Source organism: Carnobacterium sp. TMP28 (assembly GCF_047553015.1).
Taxonomy (GTDB): domain Bacteria; phylum Bacillota; class Bacilli; order Lactobacillales; family Carnobacteriaceae; genus Carnobacterium_A.
Window position 1 is genome coordinate 666,957 of the sequence record NZ_CP180212.1, and the last position, 18,621, is coordinate 685,577.

The following is an 18,621-nucleotide window of genomic DNA, read 5'->3' on the forward strand; positions in this document are numbered from 1 at the left end:
AATGACAATCATTCTAGGTTTAACAGGAGGAATTGCAACAGGAAAATCTACAGTAAGCAATTACTTTAAAGAATTAAACATTCCTGTTGTTGATGCAGATGTTGGTTCAAGAATTATTGTTGAGCCAGGTACAGATGGATTGAGAAAAATTGTAGCACATTTTGGTGAAAGTATGCTTAATTCGGATGGGACACTCAATAGAAAAGTCTTGGGGGATGTTGTTTTTCATGATAAAAAACAATTAACTGTCCTCAATATTATTTTAGAAGAATATATTCGGAAATGGATTTCGGAACAAACCAACGATTATCTTAAAGTAAGTCCTCCACTAATTGTTTTAGACATTCCATTGCTATATGAAAGGGACTATTTGTCAGAAGTTGATAGTGTTATGGTAGTTGCAACGACAAAAGAGACACAATTAGAGCGATTGATGAAGCGTGATAACCTAACTAAAGAGGCAGCTGAGATAAGAATTAAGACACAATTGCCTCTTGAAAATAAAATAAAAAGAGCCGATAAGATTATTGATAATAATCACTCTGTTGACTACACACAAAAACAGATAGATGCATGGTTAAAAGAAAAAATTAAATGAGTCAAGTAAAAGAGAGAATGAACAAGGTAGACTGGTTCATTCTTTTTATTGTCTTTTATCAAACCAGTGTGAAAATAGGAATGCTTTCTTTTATTTAACCTCTTTACGAGCTGTGTTATAATAAAGCTAGAATAAATCCAAATACTAATCTTTCAAATAAAATGATAAAAAAGGATGATGAATAGTGCAATGTCCCCGTTGTCAAAATAATGGTTCCAGAGTTGTCGATAGTCGTCCTGCTGATGATGGGCGTGCTATTCGTAGAAGAAGAGAATGTGAAGCATGTAGCTTTCGATTTACAACTTTTGAAAGAGTTGAACAAGCACCATTACTTGTCATCAAAAAAAATGGAACAAGAGAAGAATTTAACCGTAGTAAAATACTACGGGGTATCATTCGTTCGTGTGAAAAGCGTCCAGTTGCAGTAGAACGAGTGGAGAAAATTGTGGATGAAGTAGAAAATAAAATCAGAAGTCTTGGAGAAAATGAAATTTCTTCAGCAATTATTGGTGAGTATATTATGGAAAAATTAGTCGAAATTGATGAGGTAGCGTATATTCGTTTTGCAAGCGTTTATCGCCAATATAAAGACATGAGTGTCTTTTTAGCTGAACTCCATGAACTTGAAAAAAAGAAATCTGAGAAAAAATCTAGCGAACATTGAATGCAGTAGAAAGGAGTGAAGGCATTTGAGTTACCCGTGGAAAAATATGAGCCCTAAAGATGGGTTCATGGTCCGACAAAATGCCCAACTTTCGGATGTAGACCAGAAAGTTCTTACTTTTTTATATCAACCTTTGATCGGCTCTAATGCGTATAGTCTTTATATGACATTGTGGACAGAAGTTGGTGAAGAAACGTATTGGAGTAATGGTATTTTGCATTCGGAATTACTAACATTACTAAATATTGGTATTCCTGAATTGTATCAAGCAAGGATTAAGCTAGAAGCAATCGGATTAATAAAGAGTTACCTTAAAGAAGTACAATCAGAAAAAGTGTACATTTACGAGTTGCTTTCACCTCAATCTAGTGCAACTTTTTTTAGAGATGATTTATTAAGTTTGCTCCTTTTTGAAACAGTCGGAGAACGTAAATTTAAAGATTTGAGAAGCCGTTTTACAATTGTGTCATTTGATAAAGGACAATACGTAGAAATTACAAAATCATTTTTAGATGTCTATCGTTTTGACGCAAATTTATTAAAAAAAGAAAAAAGATTATTTGAGGAACCTATTGAATTAGTGGGAGAAACGCCAGCTAAAAAACCAGAAATCGATACTCAAACATTTGATTTCAAGTTTTTTTACACAGGCCTTAATAAACATTATGTTAACCGCTCAGCTATTACTAAAGAAATTGAAGCAGCTATGCTTGTTTTGCATACAATGTATGGAGTTAATGAGTTAGAGATGCAACAATATGTTTTAGAAGCTAGTGATATTAATACGGGTAACATTGATGAACGTAAATTGAAAAATAGTATTTACCGCCACTATCACAATGAGAATCAAGAGAAGGTTAAGCTAGAAGATGTTGTTGAAAAGGACATAGAAGCCAGTAAAAAAGAACAGAAACATCGTAAAAGTTATTTGAAACAACAAGGCTTAACAAATGATGAGATTTACTTAATAGAGGCTAGCGAAGGAATTAGTCCATATGAATTTATGACGTCCATTAAAGAACAAAAAGGTGGTTATGTAACAAATAATGAAGAATGGACTTTACGAGAAATACTTAGTAAAGCTAATTTGCCAGCATCTGTTATTAATATTTTAATTCATTATATATTAGTGATTAGAGATAATCCGATTTTTGAAAAAAGTCTAGCCTATAAAATTTCAAATGATTGGGCTCAAAATAATGTCATTTCTCCTGAAATGGCGCTTGGAAAAGTGAAGACAATGTATCAAGAAAATGCAGAAAAACAACAACAATCTCAAAAAAAACAGTATACAACCTATCCTTCCTCTAATTACGGAAAGAATAATAAAGTAAGAACAGAAACTCTTCCTGAATGGGCTAAAGAAGGAAGTGAAGAAAAAACTGAAAAACCAATGAGTGAAGAAAAAAAACAAGCTTTTAAAGATAGATTGAAAAAAATTCAGAGCTTTGGAAAAGAAGGTGAAGAATAAATGGAAGATATGGGTAAAAATTTGACGAAAATATTGAAGGAACGAAATCTTTCTGAACAATACGAAAAACTTATGCAAGAAGTTTTAAATGATAGAGATGTTCAAGATTTTATTAAAAAAAATGAAGACATACTCACTAAAGAATCAATAATAAAGAGTTATGCAAACTTATATGAATTTGTAAATGAGAAAAAAAAATACCAAGAAAAAGTTGGGATGATGGCTCCAGGTTATAAGCCCCAATTAGTAATGAACTATCACTTTATAGCTGTTTCTTATGTGCCGACAGCGGAGTTGATTGCTAAACAAAAGGAGCAAGCCATTAAAGCCCGTATTCATTCAATGGATATGCCTAAAGATGTCAGAACAGCGACATTTGAACAATTTCACAATACGGATATGCGTGAAAATGCGATTAATGCTGCTTATGACTTTATTGGAGACTATTTAGAAAATCCTAAAGGCTTTCATCAAGGACTCTACCTGCATGGAGCATTCGGTGTTGGGAAATCTTTTTTATTAGGCGCAATCGCTCATGAACTAGCAGAAAAAGGCTATCCAACAACCTTGATGCATTTTCCTTCTTTCGCAGTTGAGATGAAGCAAGCTATTAGTCAGAATACAACAGGTGAAAAATTAGAAGCTGTAAAAAAATCGCCTATTTTAATGTTGGACGATATCGGTGCAGATTCGATGTCCAGTTGGATAAGAGATGATGTTCTAGGTGTTATTTTACAATACCGGATGCAAGAACAATTGCCTACTTTTTTTTCTTCTAATCTTGATATGAAACATTTAGGAGAAGAACACTTGAGGGTAACACAAAGAGGCGAAGATGAGCCATTGAAGGCACAACGTATTATGGAACGTATAAAGTATTTATCTAAAGAGCTGCAAATGACAGGGAAAAATCGTAGATTATCATAAAAAAAATTCGCCACTTAATGAGTGAAATGAAATCTCATTATTAACTTGATTTTTTTTGTAAAATCTGGTTTAATTATAGCAATAGATTAAATCTTTGAAAAAGACAACAGAATAAGAAAACGTTCCATTAGAGAAGGAAAACATGGCTGGAATTTTCCTGAATAGTTCTTATTTTTACCCCTTTTGAGTACCGCTGTGAACTAGTTTTAATTAGCAGAGGTCATTTAGCTAATGTTATCAGCTAAGAGTGAATTCTAAAGTATAGACGATGGTTTATATTTCTATAGAGTTCTGAACTTGGGTGGAACCACGACTTTGTCGTCCCTTTTATGTTAAGCAATTAACATAAAAGGGACTTTTTTTATTTTTTTTAATAGAAAGAAATTGGAGGAATAAGATTATGTCAGAAATTAAAATTACTTTACCCGATGGTGCAGAAAAACATATGCCAATTGGTGTTTCTACAAAAGACGTAGCTGAAAGTATCAGCAAAGGCTTAGCAAAAAAAGGGTTAGCAGGAAAATTTAATGGTGAACTTGTAGATTATAGTCAACCGTTAAAAGAAAATGGATTATTAGAAATCATTACTCCTGATCATGAAGATGCACTACAAATCGTTCGTCACTCGAGTGCCCATCTAATGGCGAATGCATTAAGAAGATTGTATCCAGATATTAAATTTGGTGTGGGTCCTGCAATTGATTCAGGATTTTATTATGATACAGATACGCAAACACCGATTACTGAGGAAGATTTACCACGTATTGAAGCGGAAATGATGGCAATTGTTAAGGAAAATAATCCAATTGTACGTAAAGAGCTAACTCGTGTTCAAGCACTTGATTTGTTTAAAGATGATTCTTATAAAGTAGAATTAATAACAGCTCTGTCTGAAGATGAAATCATTACTGTTTATACGCAAGGTGACTTTGTTGATTTGTGTCGTGGCGTTCATGTTCCAACTACCGGAAGAATACAAGTGTTCAAACTATTGTCTCTTGCTGGAGCTTATTGGAGAGGCAACTCAGACAATAAAATGATGCAACGTATTTATGGGACAGCTTTTTTTGATAAAAAAGCGTTAAAAGAATTCTTACAAATGCGTGAAGAAGCTAAGTTACGTGATCACCGTAAATTAGGAAAAGAATTAGACTTATTCATGATTTCACCTGAAGTAGGTTCTGGTTTACCTTTTTGGCTTCCAAAAGGTGCAACTATTCGACGGATAGTCGAACGCTACATTACAGATCGTGAAATCAGTCTAGGTTATCAACACGTATATACACCTGTTTTAGCCGATGTAAACTTATACAAAACTTCTGGTCATTGGGATCACTATCATGATGATATGTTTCCACCAATGGATATGGGTGAGGGAGAGATGCTTGTTTTACGACCAATGAACTGCCCGCATCACATGATGGTCTATAAGAATGATGTTCATAGTTATCGTGAGTTGCCAATTAGACTTGCTGAATTAGGACAAATGCACCGTTATGAGAAAAGTGGTGCGCTTTCCGGGTTGCAACGTGTACGTGAAATGACTTTAAATGACGGCCATACGTTTGTACGTCCTGACCAAATTCAAGAAGAATTCTTACGTACAATTGAGTTAATGTTAGCAGTCTACGAAGATTTCAATATCAAAGACTACCGTTTTCGTTTAAGTTATAGAGATCCAAATAATACAGATAAATATTTTGATGATGATGCAATGTGGGAAAAAGCTCAAAAAATGATTAAAGACGCAATGGATGAAAAAGGATTAGACTATTTTGAAGCTGAAGGAGAAGCAGCCTTTTACGGTCCAAAACTAGATGTACTAGTAAAAACAGCTATCGGACTTGAGGAAACACTTTCTACTATTCAACTAGACTTCTTATTACCTGAAAGATTTGATTTGACTTATGTTGGAGAAGATGGAGAAAATAATCATCGCCCTGTTGTTATTCACCGTGGTATCGTTTCAACAATGGAACGTTTTGTTGCCTATTTAATAGAAGAATATAAAGGGGCATTTCCCACTTGGTTAGCACCGGTACAAGCAACGATTATTCCGGTTAATCTGGAACTTCACTCTAAGTATGCATATGAAATTAAAGAAAAAATGGCTTCACTTGGCATGCGTGTAGAAGTAGATGATCGAAATGAAAAAATGGGCTATAAAATTCGCGCTTCACAAACACAAAAAATACCTTATCAATTAGTGGTAGGCGATGATGAAGTAACTAATGCATCCGTTGCTGTCCGTAAATATGGTGAAAAAACGACTCAAGTACTTGAATTAAAAGAGTATCTAGAAAAATTAATGGTAGAGATTAATAATTTTAGCCGTTAGTAGTTTACAAATAAATAAAATCGTGTTATGATAATAAAGTTGAGAAAACAAAGCAGAAGCACTCGCTTCTCGCCTAAGTTGACTAAAAGTCTCTGGGCTAGATATAAACGATGATAATTTACGCATGGCGTAAGTTGGAAATTATTTATAGGCGAGTTCATTGCGAATTCGTCTATTTTTCTGCTGTTCTTTCTCTCAAATCTAATGGAGGTGTATGACCATAGCAAAAGATATGATGGTAAATGACGGCATTCGTGCACGTGAATTGCGCGTTATAGGTAGTAATGGTGACCAACTTGGACTTAAAACCAAGAGTGAAGCATTGGCAATTGCAGAAGCAGAAAACTTAGACCTAGTCTTAGTAGCTCCGACAGCAAAACCACCCGTAGCACGTATTATGGATTATGGTAAGTTCCGTTTTGAACAACAGAAAAAAGAACGTGAAGCCCGTAAACATCAAAAAATCGTCGGTCTTAAAGAAGTTCGCTTAAGTCCAACAATTGATTTAAATGACTTCAATACAAAATTGCGTAATGCGCGTAAGTTCCTTGAAAAAGGAGACAAAGTTAAAGCATCTATTCGTTTTAAAGGACGTGCCATTACTCATAAAGAGATTGGTAAAAAAGTTTTAGATCGATTAGCGCTAGAAACAGCCGATATTGCTAGTATTGAATCAGCCGCTAAAATGGATGGACGTAGTATGTTCTTAATTTTAGCACCAAAAATTGAAAAGTAAGAGTATTTTAAGGAGGAAAAAATAATGCCAAAACAAAAAACACACCGTGGATCAGCTAAACGATTCAAAAGAACAGGTAATGGCGGATTGAAACGTCATCACGCAAAGACAAGCCATATGTTTGCAAATAAATCTCAAAAACAAAAACGTAAATTACGTAAGTCAGCAATGGTATCATCAGGGGATATGAAACGTATCCGTCAACAATTAGCTAGTTGGTAATTGTTTGAAAAAAAATTAATATTACTGATTAAGATAATTATGTATAAGAGTTTTCTAAAAAGAAAACATCTTCGAGGAGGAAATTAATATGCCACGTGTTAAAGGTGGGACGGTTACTCGTAAACGTCACAAAAGAATATTAAAATTAGCAAAAGGTTATTATGGTTCAAAACATACTTTATTTAAAGTATCTAAACAAGCAGTAATGAAATCTTACCAGTATGCGTATAGAGATCGTCGTCAAAAGAAACGCGATTTCCGTAAATTATGGATTGCACGTATCAATGCAGCAGCTCGCATAAATAACATGAGCTACAGCACATTCATGCATGGTCTTAAATTAGCTGAAATTGATATGAACCGTAAAATGTTGGCTGATATTGCTGTTACAGACGCAGCGGCTTTTACAGTACTAACTGAACAAGCTAAATTAGCTTTAGAAAACAAATAACCAAAAAGAAGCTAAGACAAGTAAATTGTCTTAGCTTCTTTTTATTTTTCGTAAGAAAATGAGAACACTGATTCTTCTTTATATTAGAAAAAAATAAAATAAGATCTGTTTAATTTAAAATAATAAGCTTATTATCTCATGTTTATGTAGGGTGAAAATAGAGATTTTTTAAAACAGACGTAATAAATAGAAAGATTATTAAGAAATAATGGATAAACGTGTTGCTTAAATGATAATAAGATGATAAGATTATTTGAGTAAACTAATATTCATCTCATACAGAAATTTGTATAATATAGAAAAACAGGGGGAAAACAATATGAAAAAAAATAAAATGTTGAGTTTACTTGGTATTACAGCAACTTCTGCTTTATTATTAGCGGCTTGCGGTGGAGGAACAGATAGTGAGGACGCTTCATCAAAGTCGTCCGATAGTAAAATGGATAAAGAACAAGTACTTAATTTAATTGAAAGTGGCGAGATTCCAACAATGGACTCTGTATTAAATACGGATGTAGTTGGTGGGAACGTAATGAATAACGTTTTTGAAGGATTATATCGTCAAGGTTTAGAAGGCGAATTAGTTTTAGGTATGCTTGAAGCAGAACCAGAAGTTAGTGAAGACAACTTAACTTATACATTTAAAATCAGAGAAGACGCTAATTGGTCAAATGGAGATCCAGTTACTGCAGCTGACTTTGTCTATGCATGGCAAAAATTATCAGATCCTACAGTAGCAGCAGCTTATAACTATATGATTCAAGATATCGTTGAAAATGCGACTGAAATTATTAATGGCGAGAAAGAACCAAGTGAACTTGGGGCTAAAGCTGTCGATGAAAAAACACTTGAAGTTAAATTAGTTCGTGCAGTTCCTTACTTTAAAGATTTATTAACATTACCTATGTATTACCCACAGAATCAAGCTTACGTTGAAGAATTAGGCGATAAATTTGCTTCAAATAGCGATAGCTTAATCTATAACGGACCATTCACTTTAACTGAATGGGATGGAACAGGCCTAAGTTGGGTTTACCAAAAGAATAAAGATTACTGGGACGCAGATAGCGTTAAACTAGATACAATTAACTTTGATGTAGTAAAAGAAACATCAACTGCTTTAAACTTATATGAAACTGGTGGAATTGACCGCATGAAATTATCTGGTGAGTACGTACAAACTCAAAAAGATAATCCAGATTTACAAGTTGTACCAACATCATCTGTTTTCTATTTCAAGTTTAACCAAGAGAGAAATGGTGAAAAAACTGATTTAGCAAATGAAAATATCCGTAAAGGTATCGCAATGGCTTATGATAAAGAAGCATACGCTGAAACTGTTTTACAGAATGGCTCATTGCCAGCTAACGGTCTAGTACCTCAAGGTCTAGCTATTGATCCAGATACAGGTAAAGACTTCCGTGATCAAAATGGCGATTTATTAGAATTTAACATTGAAGAAGCACAAAAATACTTTGCAAAAGGATTAGAAGAGATTGGCAAAGATAGCCTAACATTAGAGATTCTTGGCGATGATGGTGAAAATGCTAAAAAATCTTTAGAGTATATGCAAGGTCAATTAACTCAAAACTTACCAAACTTAACTATTACATTACGTAATGTACCTTTCAAAGTCCGTTTAGAAGCTGACTCAAAACAAGATTACGACTTAGAAATGTCTGGATGGGGTGCTGACTACGCTGACCCAATTAACTTCTTAGAATTATTTGCTTCAGATAATGGAAATAATAAATCTAGTTATGCTAATGATGAATACGACACTTTAATTAAGAGTTCTTTAAGTGAAGTATCAGATTTAGAAAAACGTTGGACTGGTATGTTAGATGCTGAGAAAATTCTGATGGAAACAGCTGGAATTGCACCAATCTATCAACGTTACAACTCTGTATTAGAAAAACCATATGCAAAAGATATCGTTTCTCACTTAGTTGGAGCAGAAAACTCATACAAATGGGCTTATGTTGAAGGTAAATAAATAACTATCTCTTAAAAAAAGAAGCAGTTTTCTGCTTCTTTTTTTTGTTTTATGTGAAAATGCTAATACCTTCATTAGAAATGCATGATGGTGATTTGCGCCATTTTCTTCATGATGATAGAATCAAGTGTATTATTCTTATATAAAAATATTAAATAAGAAACATTTGATAAATCAGGGGGAAACAAATATGAAACATGTGAAATTACTAAGTTTACTAGGTATTACACTATTATCTACAGCTGTTTTAGCTGCTTGTGGCTCAAACGATGCTGATTCAGGCAATAGCAAAACGACTAAAGAACTAAATTTAATTGAAACTGCTGAAATACCTACGATGGATTCAGTTTTAAACACCGATACAGTCGGCTCTACAGTCATGAACAATGTAATGGAAGGATTGTATCGTTTGAATCTAGATAACAAGCCTGAGCTTGCTATGGCGTCTGAGAAGCCATCTATTAGTGAAGACGGTCTAACCTATACTTATAAAATACGAGAAGATGCAAAATGGTCTAACGGAGATCCTGTCACAGCAAACGATTTTGTATTTTCGTGGCGTCGTTTAGTTAATCCAAGTACTGGCTCACAGTCGGCTTATATGATGGAAGGAATCATCAAAAATGCTTCTGAAATTAATAGAGGGAATATAGCACCTGAAGAATTAGGTGTGAAAGCGATTGATGAAACAACATTAGAAGTACAATTAGAATCTAAAGTTCCATACTTTGAAGATTTATTATCATTGGCTATGTTCTTACCTCAAAATGAGTCATACGTAACAGAAAAAGGGAAAAAATATGCATCAGATAGTGATAATGCAATCTATAATGGGCCATTTGTTTTAACAGACTGGGATGGTACAGGTTTGAGTTGGTCATATGAAAAAAATGAAGATTATTGGGATGCAAGTAAAGTTAAATTAGATGGTATCAATGTGGACGTAGTAAAAGAAACGTCTACTGCTATTAATTTATACGATGCAGGCGAAGTAGATACGATTAAATTATCTGGTGAGTATGTGCAAACAAAACAAGGAGATCCCGATTTGAAATCTGTTCCAACGTCTTCTGTTTTCTTCTTTAAATACAACCAAGAACGTAATGGAGCACCAACTGCTTTAGCAAACGAAAATATTCGTAAAGCTATTTCAATGGGATTTGATAAGGAAGCATATGCAAAAACAGTGTTACAAAATGGTTCTTTACCAGCTAATGGTTTGGTCCCAGAAGGTTTGTCTGTAAATCCTTCAACGGATGAAGACTACCGTGAAGAAAATGGAGACTTGTTAAATTACGATATTGATGCAGCACAAGATTATATGAAAAAAGGATTAGCAGAGCTAGGGTTAGACTCGGTAACATTAGAATTGCTTTCAGATGATTCTGAGAATGCTAAAAAATCTTCAGAGTACATGCAAGGTCAATTAATGCAAAATCTACCAGGATTGGAAATAAGCATTCGTTCAGTGCCGTTTAACGTTCGACTTGATGTAAATAAGCGTCAAGATTATGATATTCAAATGGCTGGATGGGGAGCAGACTATGCAGACCCAATTAACTTCCTTGAGTTATTTGAAACAGAAAATTCAAATAATAAAGCAAGTATCTCTATTCCAGAATATGATGCATTAATTGAAAAAGTTGGAACAACTGATCTTGACGATCCAGAACAAAGATGGGCTGATATGTTAAGTGCTGAAAAAATATTATTAGAAGAAGCAGCTATCGGACCAATCTATCAACGTTACAATGCAATACTGAAGAAACCTTATGTTCAAGATATCGGCACACACTTAGTTGGTCCAGAATATTCATTTAAATGGGCTTCAGTTACAGAGTAATAATAGAAAAACGTTCGACCAAATGAATGTAAAAGCAAGAAGAGTAGTTAAACACTCTTCTTGCTTTTTTTCTATAATAACTTGAAATGAGTTCCATTTTTACGTGTTAAAATGATATAGTGTATCTAACAATTATATACAGGAGGTCATTTTATATGGATAACAAAGAATTAAACATGCTAAAAGAATTGACAGATGCTAAAGGAGTACCTGGAAACGAAAAAGAAGTACGAGAAGTATTTGTAAAATATGCTGAAAAATCAGCTGACTCAATAACATATGATGGATTAGGAAGTGTAATTGCTAAGCACGTAGGGGATGAAAATGGTCCTAAAGTATTATTTGCAAGTCATCTAGATGAAGTCGGTTTTATGGTTACAGCGATAACCAAAGAAGGATTTGTAAAATTTCAAACACTTGGGGGATGGTGGTCTCAAGTTATGCTAGCTCAACAAGTTCAAATAACGACTTCAAAAGGCAATGTCTTACATGGAGTGATTGGATGTAAGCCACCTCATGTACTAACAGCAGAGATAAGAAATAAAGCCTACGATATACAAGATATGTTCATTGATATAGGTGCAACAACTAAAGAAGAAGTTTCTTCATGGGGCGTCAAGCCTGGTGATATGGTAACCCCATACATTGAATTTAAACGATTAAATCAATCGAAATTCTTATTAGCAAAAGCATGGGACAATCGTATCGGTACAGCAGTTACTCTGAAAGTACTGGAAAATATTGCGCGCGAAGGTCATCCGAATAAAGCATTTGCTGTTGGGAATGTTCAAGAAGAAGTAGGATTGCGTGGAGCAAAAACATCTACTCATTTGGTTAATCCAGCTATTGCTTTTGCATTGGATACTGGAACTGCTGGAGATACTCCAGGAATGACTGAAAAAGAAGCCGATTCTAAGTTAGGAAAAGGTCCTCAGATTATTATCTACGATGCTTCAATGGTTGCTCATAAAGGGCTACGTGATTTTGTAGTAGGGATAGCAGAGGAGTTAAACATACCTTTTCAATATACTGTTATTGCAGGTGGTGGAACAGATGCAGGTAGTCAGCATGTAACCAGGAACGGAATCCCATCATTAGCTATCACAGTAGCTACAAGGTATCTTCATTCACATACTTCTGTTATACATGAAGATGATTATCTAAACACTGTCATCCTGATGACTGAAGTTATAAAAAGATTGGACAGTAAAACTATTGAAAAGATAACATTTGGATAATAGAATTAAACCGTTAAATGATTTTTTGTACCTATGATTATCTAAAGAAAACATTCAATAAGTTAGTTCAACTATTTAAAGGGGAATAATAGAGATGAAAAGGGCAAAAAAAAGAATTGCTGTTATTGGTGGTGGTATTACTGGTTTGACCACAGCGTATCGGATCAAACAAAAAATTGAAAAAGAGCATTTACCTTTTGAATTAATCTTATTAGAAGGATCTTTAAAAATAGGTGGAAAAATTTATACAGTAAAGAACAAAACACGTTACATCGATCTAGGTGCAGAATCATTAGATATACGTTACCCAGAAGCTTTAGAATTGATTAAAGAACTAGGACTTAAAGATCAGCTGATTTTTAGTGAGGGAAATAAACCAGATGTCTTCTTTTATAATCAATTGTATCAGTTAAATTACCCGACATATAATGGTATTCCGATTAGAAGAAACGATATTTGGAAAGGAAACCTACTAACGATGTACGGTAAAATCGTCACGTACACAAGCTATTTTAATACTTTTAAAAAGTTAGAAAAGGATATAGAAACAAGTACCTACCTAAAGCGACTTCTAGGAGATGAAATGGTTGAACATATCGTTGAACCATTTTTCAATAAAATCTATGCTAGTGATTTAGATAAAATTGGCATAAAAGCATCGAGAGAATTAGTTTATGAAATTGAGATGAAGTATGGTAGTTTACAAAAAGGATTGGCTGCTCATCCGGAGCTATTAGATGGTTCTGGTAATTATGCTACGTTTAAAAATGGATTATCTGTTCTAACTGAGGCTCTCGAAGAGATATTAAAACCTCATATTCAGTACAGAAAAAAAGTTTTTGAAATAAAAAAAAATGATGAAGATGTTTATATTCTAGATATTAATCACACTGAACAAGTCAGAGTAGGTTCAATTTGTCTGGCTACTCCGGTAACGGAGTATGCTAAAATGATTGATCATCCAGAGATAAGCAGAGTTTTTGGTAATGTTGAAACGGCCTCTGTTGGCTATATTGTTTTTGGATTTTCAAAAAAAGATATTAAGAATTTACCAGAAGGATTTGGGATTGTGACCCCTAGAAGAAATGATTCTTTTGTCACTTCAGTTGTTTTCTTAGATAAAAAGTGGCCGTCCTTAAGTGAAGATGAAGATGTTTTAATCGGAGTTAATTTTGGTCGTAGTGGAGAAGACGCGCTAGTCTCGTTAAGCAATAAAGAAATTGAACAGTCTATTTTGAAGGATTTAAATACTATTCTAGGAATTACTAAAGAGCCTTTGTTCAGAATTATTAAACGTTGGGCAGATGCTATTCCACAGTTTACAGTTACCCAGCAAGAGGATATCCTTCTTGCTAAACAGATTCTATCTGATGATTATCCAGGAATTTATATTGCTGGTCAAGGTTTAGCTGGGTTTGGTATCAATCATTGTGTTCAGCAAGCTAATATTATTGGAAATCAAATTGTAGAGTATGCGAAAAAACAAAATTGTTTATAAGATAATAGGTTTGATAGGAAATCAATCTAAAATAAAAAGGCTTTTTTACTTTTAAAAGCTTTTTTATTTTAAATAAGCTGAGAATATTGTATGCTGATTTGATAAGTTTGAAAGGAGTGTGTGAAAATGCAATTAACAATACTAGGTTATTGGGGTGGCTATCCCACAAAAAATGAAGGAACAAGTTCTTATTTATTAGAAACAGATAATTTTCATTTATTAATTGATGCTGGTAGTGCTTCTTTAATTGCGCTTGAGAAGCATCTTGATCCTTTAGAACTAGATGCTTTGCTTTTGACACATTATCATGCAGATCATATTGCAGATGTAGGTGTTTTACAATACACTAGACAATTAAAAAGGTTAAATAATAACGAAACGAGAGCGTCTATATTGCCTATTTATGGTCATCAAGAAGATCTGGATAATTTTAAGCGTCTGACAGTAGATCGGGTAACAAAAGGAGTATCTTACTCAGAATACGAAGAATTAACTATTGGCCCATTCCAACTTACTTTTATGAAGACACTTCATCCAGTCCCTTGCTATGCTACGAGAATAGTAGAAGTAAAGACAGGAAAAGTACTCGTATTTACAGCAGATTCAGGTTATCTACCACAATTTATTCCATTTAGCCAAGATGCAGATGTTTTATTAGCGGATACAAATTTATTTGAAGGAATGGAGAATCATCGTATTCATATGACTTCGATTGAAGTTGCTAGAATTGCTAGAGAAGCGAAAGTGCCCAAATTAATTTTAACTCATCTACCTCAACATGGAGACTTAGACTTATTAAAAGCGCAAGCTGTCAATGAGTCTCCTGATACTGAAGTGCTTTTAGCAAAAAAAGATTTAGTTATTCATATTTAAAAAAGTGATGAAATTAGTTTATAAAGAAAAGGGGAATAAATGATGTATTATGTTGCAAATGAGCGTAACGGGAAAGAAATCACAGATCCGAGAGTTAATTTAGCAATAGAAACGTTCTTATTGCAACATGTTTTGTTAGATGAACCAGTGTTGCTTTTTTATATTAATGAACCTTCTATAATAATAGGTAGAAATCAAAATACGATTGAAGAAATAAATACAGAATATGTTGAAAAAAATCACATCCATGTTGTAAGGCGTTTATCTGGTGGTGGAGCAGTTTATCATGATTTTGGAAATCTGTCTTTTTGTTTCATTAAAAAAGATGATGGAAATTCCTTTAGAGACTTTGGAAAATTTACAGAACCTGTTATTGATTCTTTACACAAAATGGGAGTTGAGGGTGCTGCTTTAATTGGACGAAATGATTTAGTGATTGATGGACAAAAATTTTCCGGAAATGCGATGTATTCGAAAAATGGTCGAATGACAGCTCATGGCACGTTGATGTTTGATAGTGACATCGAAGCAGTTGTAGGAGCATTAAAAGTAAGAAAAGATAAAATTGAGTCAAAAGGAATCAAATCAATTAGAAGTCGTGTAACAAATATTCGTCCCTATCTTTCTGAAGAATATCAATATATGACAACTAAAGAATTCCGAAATAAATTATTAGTAACAATCTTTGATGTTGATTCAAAAGAAGCAATTAAAGAATATAAATTAACAGAGCAAGATTGGGGTGAGATTGAAAAAATCACCGAAGAATATTTTGGAAATTGGGATTGGAATTATGGTAAGTCACCTAAATTCGAATTAATCCGTCGTCATCGTTTCCCTATCGGATCAGTCGAATTTCAATTAAATGTAGAAAATGGAAGAATAAAAAATGTACGAATTTATGGAGATTTTTTCGGATTAGGTGAAATTTCAGATGTAGAAGAAAAATTAGTTGGTTTAAAGTATGAACACGAAGCGATAGAGAAGCTCTTTGATGAGATTGATATTCATAAATATTTTGGTAAGGTAACAAAAAAAGAATTAGTAGATTTAATTTATTAAAATGACTTATAAATTAAAAATAGGTGGATGAATAAACGACTAGAGTCTCTATCTCCACCTATTTTAAAGGAACTGATCTTAAGTAAGGTAATAAAAAACTAATGATAGCAGACTAATTAGCATTAATAAGATTCCAACTTTTAAAGGGTATTTGTATCCTTGTCCGACGGATTTAGATAGTGGAATAATATCGGTTTGTTCTGATATATCCTCTCGGCGTATTTTTGTAGTAACTTTCTTCATGCTGTAGTGAAAAAAGTCAAAAGCACCTGAATAAAATACAGCCCATAAGAGACTAATGATTAGGAAGAAGCTTGCAGCTGCGAAAGTATTATTTGTTGTCTGTAGAAAGCTAATTTTTTGATAGCTAATTAACTCTAAAATAAAACACATAATTAAAATTATGCTAGTTATTTTAATGGGAGTGATTTTTTTCTTCATTTTAAAACCTCCTCGTATTGGATGATAAGTTTTAATTTACAGTATATTGAAATAAAATACAATAATAAAATCTAGTTAAAAACTTGATGATAAATTGGCTAGAAAACCTGTAATTCCGCCATTGTTTTCTAATTTAAAGTTTTTTGGAAATAAAAATTTAAAAAAACTTTTGCATTTATCCCTGTAACAAGCTATTCTATATAGTATATTCTCTTTTCGAATAAAATATAAATAAATCACTGGAGGTGCTCAAATCGATGAAAAGTTATGCTAAATATCTTGGGAAACGTATCTTGTATATGTTTTTGACATTATTCTTAATTGCATCGATCACGTTTTTCTTAATGAAGCTTTTACCTGGAACACCATATAGTAACCAGGACAAGCTTTCGGAAGAACAAATTTTTATAATGAATGAAAAATATGGATTAAATGAACCGCTTCCGGTTCAATATGTAGTCTATATGTCACGCTTGTTGGGAGGAGATTTAGGGACATCTTTCCAGTTTAATAATACTCCTGTAACGGAATTATTATCGACCAGAGTAGGCCCCTCACTGCAGCTCGGAATTCAAGCTGTTGTCTTAGGCACAACCTTGGGAATTGTTCTAGGCGTTATAGCGGCTATGAATCAGAATACATGGATAGATACAACAGCGACTTTCACGGCCATTCTTGGTCGATCTATACCTAACTTTGTTATCGCCGTATTATTACAATTAATTTTTGGAGTTTATCTAAAATGGTTCCCTATTGCTCTTTGGAATAATGGATTTAGTTCATCCGTTTTACCAACACTGGCCTTAGCTATTGCACCACTCGCCGACTCTGCACGTTTTATCCGTACTGAAATGGTAGAAGTACTTAGCAGTGATTATGTTGAATTAGCACGTGCTAAAGGATTAAGTCGTTTGACAGTAGCGTTTAAACACGGAGTACGTAATGCGTTAATTCCTTTGGTTACGATATTGGGACCGATGGCGGTTGCATTAATGACTGGATCATTAGTAGTAGAAAATATATTTGCAATACCAGGAATTGGTGAACAATTTGTAAAATCAATTTTGACTAATGATTACCCAACTATTATGGGTGTGACAATATTATACTCAGCAATGTTAGTAGGGATTATTTTAGTTGTTGATGTCTTATACGGGATTATTGATCCTCGTATTCGTGTAACAAATGAAGGAGGAGACGAATAAATGAACAACTCAAAACAAACGGTTGACGAAACAATAAAACTGTCTCCTGACATGTTCAATCCTGCTGATAGCTCTGATAAAGTTGATAATGAGAGAATATCTGCACCTTCACTTAGCTTTTTAGAAGACTCGTGGAGAAGGTTAAAGAAGAATAAAGCTGCTGTAATTAGCTTGTTTATCTTAATCATCTTTATTATGCTAAGTGTTTTTGCACCAATTGTTTCGCCTCATGATCCTGATTTCCAAATCGTTTCACATGCGAACTTACCACCAAAAATACCAGGTCTAACTATTAATGGCTTAAATGGAACACAAGCCCTTGGAGATACACGTGTTGATAAGTACGAGCAACAAGGTGTACCTGAAGGTGTAAGTTACTATTTAGGAACTGACGGGTTAGGAAGAGATTTATTATCTCGTATTTTACATGGTACACGTGTTTCGCTACTTATTGCATTTGTAGCAGCGTTTTTTGATTTAACGATTGGTGTTATCTACGGTTTAGTCTCTGGCTGGTCCGGTGGTAAAGTAGATAATGGGATGCAACGTGTTTTAGAAATTTTATCTGGAGTACCAAACTTAGTAGTTGTTATACTTATGTTGTTAGTTTTAGATCCAGGTATTAAGTCAATTATCATCGCGTTAGCTATTACGGGCTGGATTTCTATGGCGCGTGTCATTAGAGCTCAAACGTTAAAGTTAAAAAATCAAGAATATGTTTTAGCTGCAAAAACATTGGGCGAATCACCCATTAAAATTGCATTCAAGCATTTAATTCCAAATCTATCAGGAATCATCATCATTCAAACAATGTTTTCAATTCCAGCTGCAATTTTCTTTGAAGCTTTCTTAAGTTTCATCGGTATAGGAATTCCAGCTCCTACAGCATCATTAGGAACATTGATTAATGATGGATACAAAACTTTCCGCTTCTTACCTCACTTAATGTGGTATCCGGCAGCAGTTATCTGTATCTTAATGATTTCATTTAACTTGTTAGCTGATGGTTTACGAGATGCATTTGATCCAAAAATGAAAGATTAGCGAGGTGAAACCGA

17 protein-coding genes and 1 other annotated feature are annotated in these 18,621 nt (G+C 33.8%); of the genes, 16 read left to right on the top strand and 1 reads right to left on the bottom strand.

What is annotated here, in order from left to right:
- The first annotated feature begins 1 nt into the window (after position 1).
- The 14 genes from coaE to ACMHYH_RS03280 all read left to right on the top strand — a co-directional run bounded on the left by coaE (position 2) and on the right by ACMHYH_RS03280 (position 15,917).
- Positions 2 to 598: a dephospho-CoA kinase gene (coaE, locus tag ACMHYH_RS03215; RefSeq protein ID WP_414839932.1), complete on the top strand. Its 597-nt coding sequence runs from the start codon at positions 2 to 4 to the stop codon at positions 596 to 598.
- A 184-nt stretch (positions 599 to 782) separates the two neighbouring features.
- Positions 783 to 1,262 (top strand): transcriptional regulator NrdR, encoded by a 480-nt coding sequence (gene nrdR / locus ACMHYH_RS03220; protein WP_414839933.1) that lies wholly within the window; start codon positions 783 to 785, stop codon positions 1,260 to 1,262.
- A gap of 25 nt (positions 1,263 to 1,287) precedes the next feature.
- Positions 1,288 to 2,733: a replication initiation and membrane attachment family protein gene (locus tag ACMHYH_RS03225; protein ID WP_414839934.1), complete on the top strand. Its 1,446-nt coding sequence runs from the start codon at positions 1,288 to 1,290 to the stop codon at positions 2,731 to 2,733.
- Positions 2,734 to 3,660 carry a primosomal protein DnaI gene (dnaI, locus tag ACMHYH_RS03230; RefSeq protein ID WP_414839935.1) on the top strand — a complete coding sequence of 309 codons (927 nt, stop codon included), beginning with the start codon at positions 2,734 to 2,736 and terminating at the stop codon, positions 3,658 to 3,660.
- A 400-nt stretch (positions 3,661 to 4,060) separates the two neighbouring features.
- Entirely contained in the window at positions 4,061 to 5,998 is a 1,938-nt protein-coding gene (thrS, locus tag ACMHYH_RS03235; RefSeq protein WP_414839936.1) for a threonine--tRNA ligase, read from the top strand.
- A gap of 44 nt (positions 5,999 to 6,042) precedes the next feature.
- Positions 6,043 to 6,184 (top strand) — a sequence feature (ribosomal protein L20 leader region).
- Positions 6,185 to 6,212: 28 nt separating this feature from the next.
- On the top strand, positions 6,213 to 6,734 hold the full coding sequence (gene infC / locus ACMHYH_RS03240) for a translation initiation factor IF-3 (protein WP_414839937.1): 522 nt from the start codon (positions 6,213 to 6,215) through the stop codon (positions 6,732 to 6,734).
- Positions 6,735 to 6,758: 24 nt separating this feature from the next.
- Positions 6,759 to 6,956 (top strand): 50S ribosomal protein L35, encoded by a 198-nt coding sequence (gene rpmI / locus ACMHYH_RS03245; protein ID WP_414839938.1) that lies wholly within the window; start codon positions 6,759 to 6,761, stop codon positions 6,954 to 6,956.
- Positions 6,957 to 7,044: 88 nt separating this feature from the next.
- Positions 7,045 to 7,407, top strand: coding sequence for a 50S ribosomal protein L20 (gene rplT, locus ACMHYH_RS03250; protein WP_414839939.1), 363 nt, complete (start codon positions 7,045 to 7,047; stop codon positions 7,405 to 7,407).
- Between the two features lie 319 nt (positions 7,408 to 7,726).
- On the top strand, positions 7,727 to 9,403 hold the full coding sequence (locus ACMHYH_RS03255) for a peptide ABC transporter substrate-binding protein (RefSeq protein WP_414839940.1): 1,677 nt from the start codon (positions 7,727 to 7,729) through the stop codon (positions 9,401 to 9,403).
- A 190-nt stretch (positions 9,404 to 9,593) separates the two neighbouring features.
- Positions 9,594 to 11,246 carry a peptide ABC transporter substrate-binding protein gene (locus ACMHYH_RS03260; protein ID WP_414839941.1) on the top strand — a complete coding sequence of 551 codons (1,653 nt, stop codon included), beginning with the start codon at positions 9,594 to 9,596 and terminating at the stop codon, positions 11,244 to 11,246.
- 155 nt (positions 11,247 to 11,401) lie between these two features.
- On the top strand, positions 11,402 to 12,484 hold the full coding sequence (locus ACMHYH_RS03265; protein WP_414839942.1) for a M42 family metallopeptidase: 1,083 nt from the start codon (positions 11,402 to 11,404) through the stop codon (positions 12,482 to 12,484).
- Between the two features lie 94 nt (positions 12,485 to 12,578).
- Positions 12,579 to 13,982: a protoporphyrinogen oxidase gene (hemG, locus tag ACMHYH_RS03270; RefSeq protein WP_414839943.1), complete on the top strand. Its 1,404-nt coding sequence runs from the start codon at positions 12,579 to 12,581 to the stop codon at positions 13,980 to 13,982.
- A 126-nt stretch (positions 13,983 to 14,108) separates the two neighbouring features.
- Positions 14,109 to 14,855, top strand: a complete 747-nt coding sequence (locus ACMHYH_RS03275) for an MBL fold metallo-hydrolase (protein WP_414839944.1) — start codon at positions 14,109 to 14,111, stop codon at positions 14,853 to 14,855.
- A gap of 42 nt (positions 14,856 to 14,897) precedes the next feature.
- Positions 14,898 to 15,917, top strand: coding sequence for a lipoate--protein ligase (locus ACMHYH_RS03280; protein ID WP_414840334.1), 1,020 nt, complete (start codon positions 14,898 to 14,900; stop codon positions 15,915 to 15,917).
- A 78-nt stretch (positions 15,918 to 15,995) separates the two neighbouring features.
- Here ACMHYH_RS03280 and ACMHYH_RS03285 read toward each other — a convergent pair whose 3' ends face one another.
- Positions 15,996 to 16,358: a DUF3899 domain-containing protein gene (locus ACMHYH_RS03285; protein WP_414839945.1), complete on the bottom strand. Its 363-nt coding sequence runs from the start codon at positions 16,356 to 16,358 to the stop codon at positions 15,996 to 15,998.
- A 257-nt stretch (positions 16,359 to 16,615) separates the two neighbouring features.
- Here ACMHYH_RS03285 and opp3b point away from each other — a divergent pair, with 257 nt between their 5' ends.
- Together opp3b and opp3C are read left to right on the top strand one after the other, a co-directional pair.
- A complete protein-coding gene (opp3b, locus tag ACMHYH_RS03290; RefSeq protein WP_414839946.1) occupies positions 16,616 to 17,563 on the top strand; it encodes an oligopeptide ABC transporter permease in 948 nt (315 codons plus the stop codon).
- A complete protein-coding gene (gene opp3C, locus ACMHYH_RS03295) occupies positions 17,564 to 18,607 on the top strand; it encodes an oligopeptide ABC transporter permease (protein ID WP_414839947.1) in 1,044 nt (347 codons plus the stop codon).
- Positions 18,608 to 18,621: the final 14 nt, after the last annotated feature.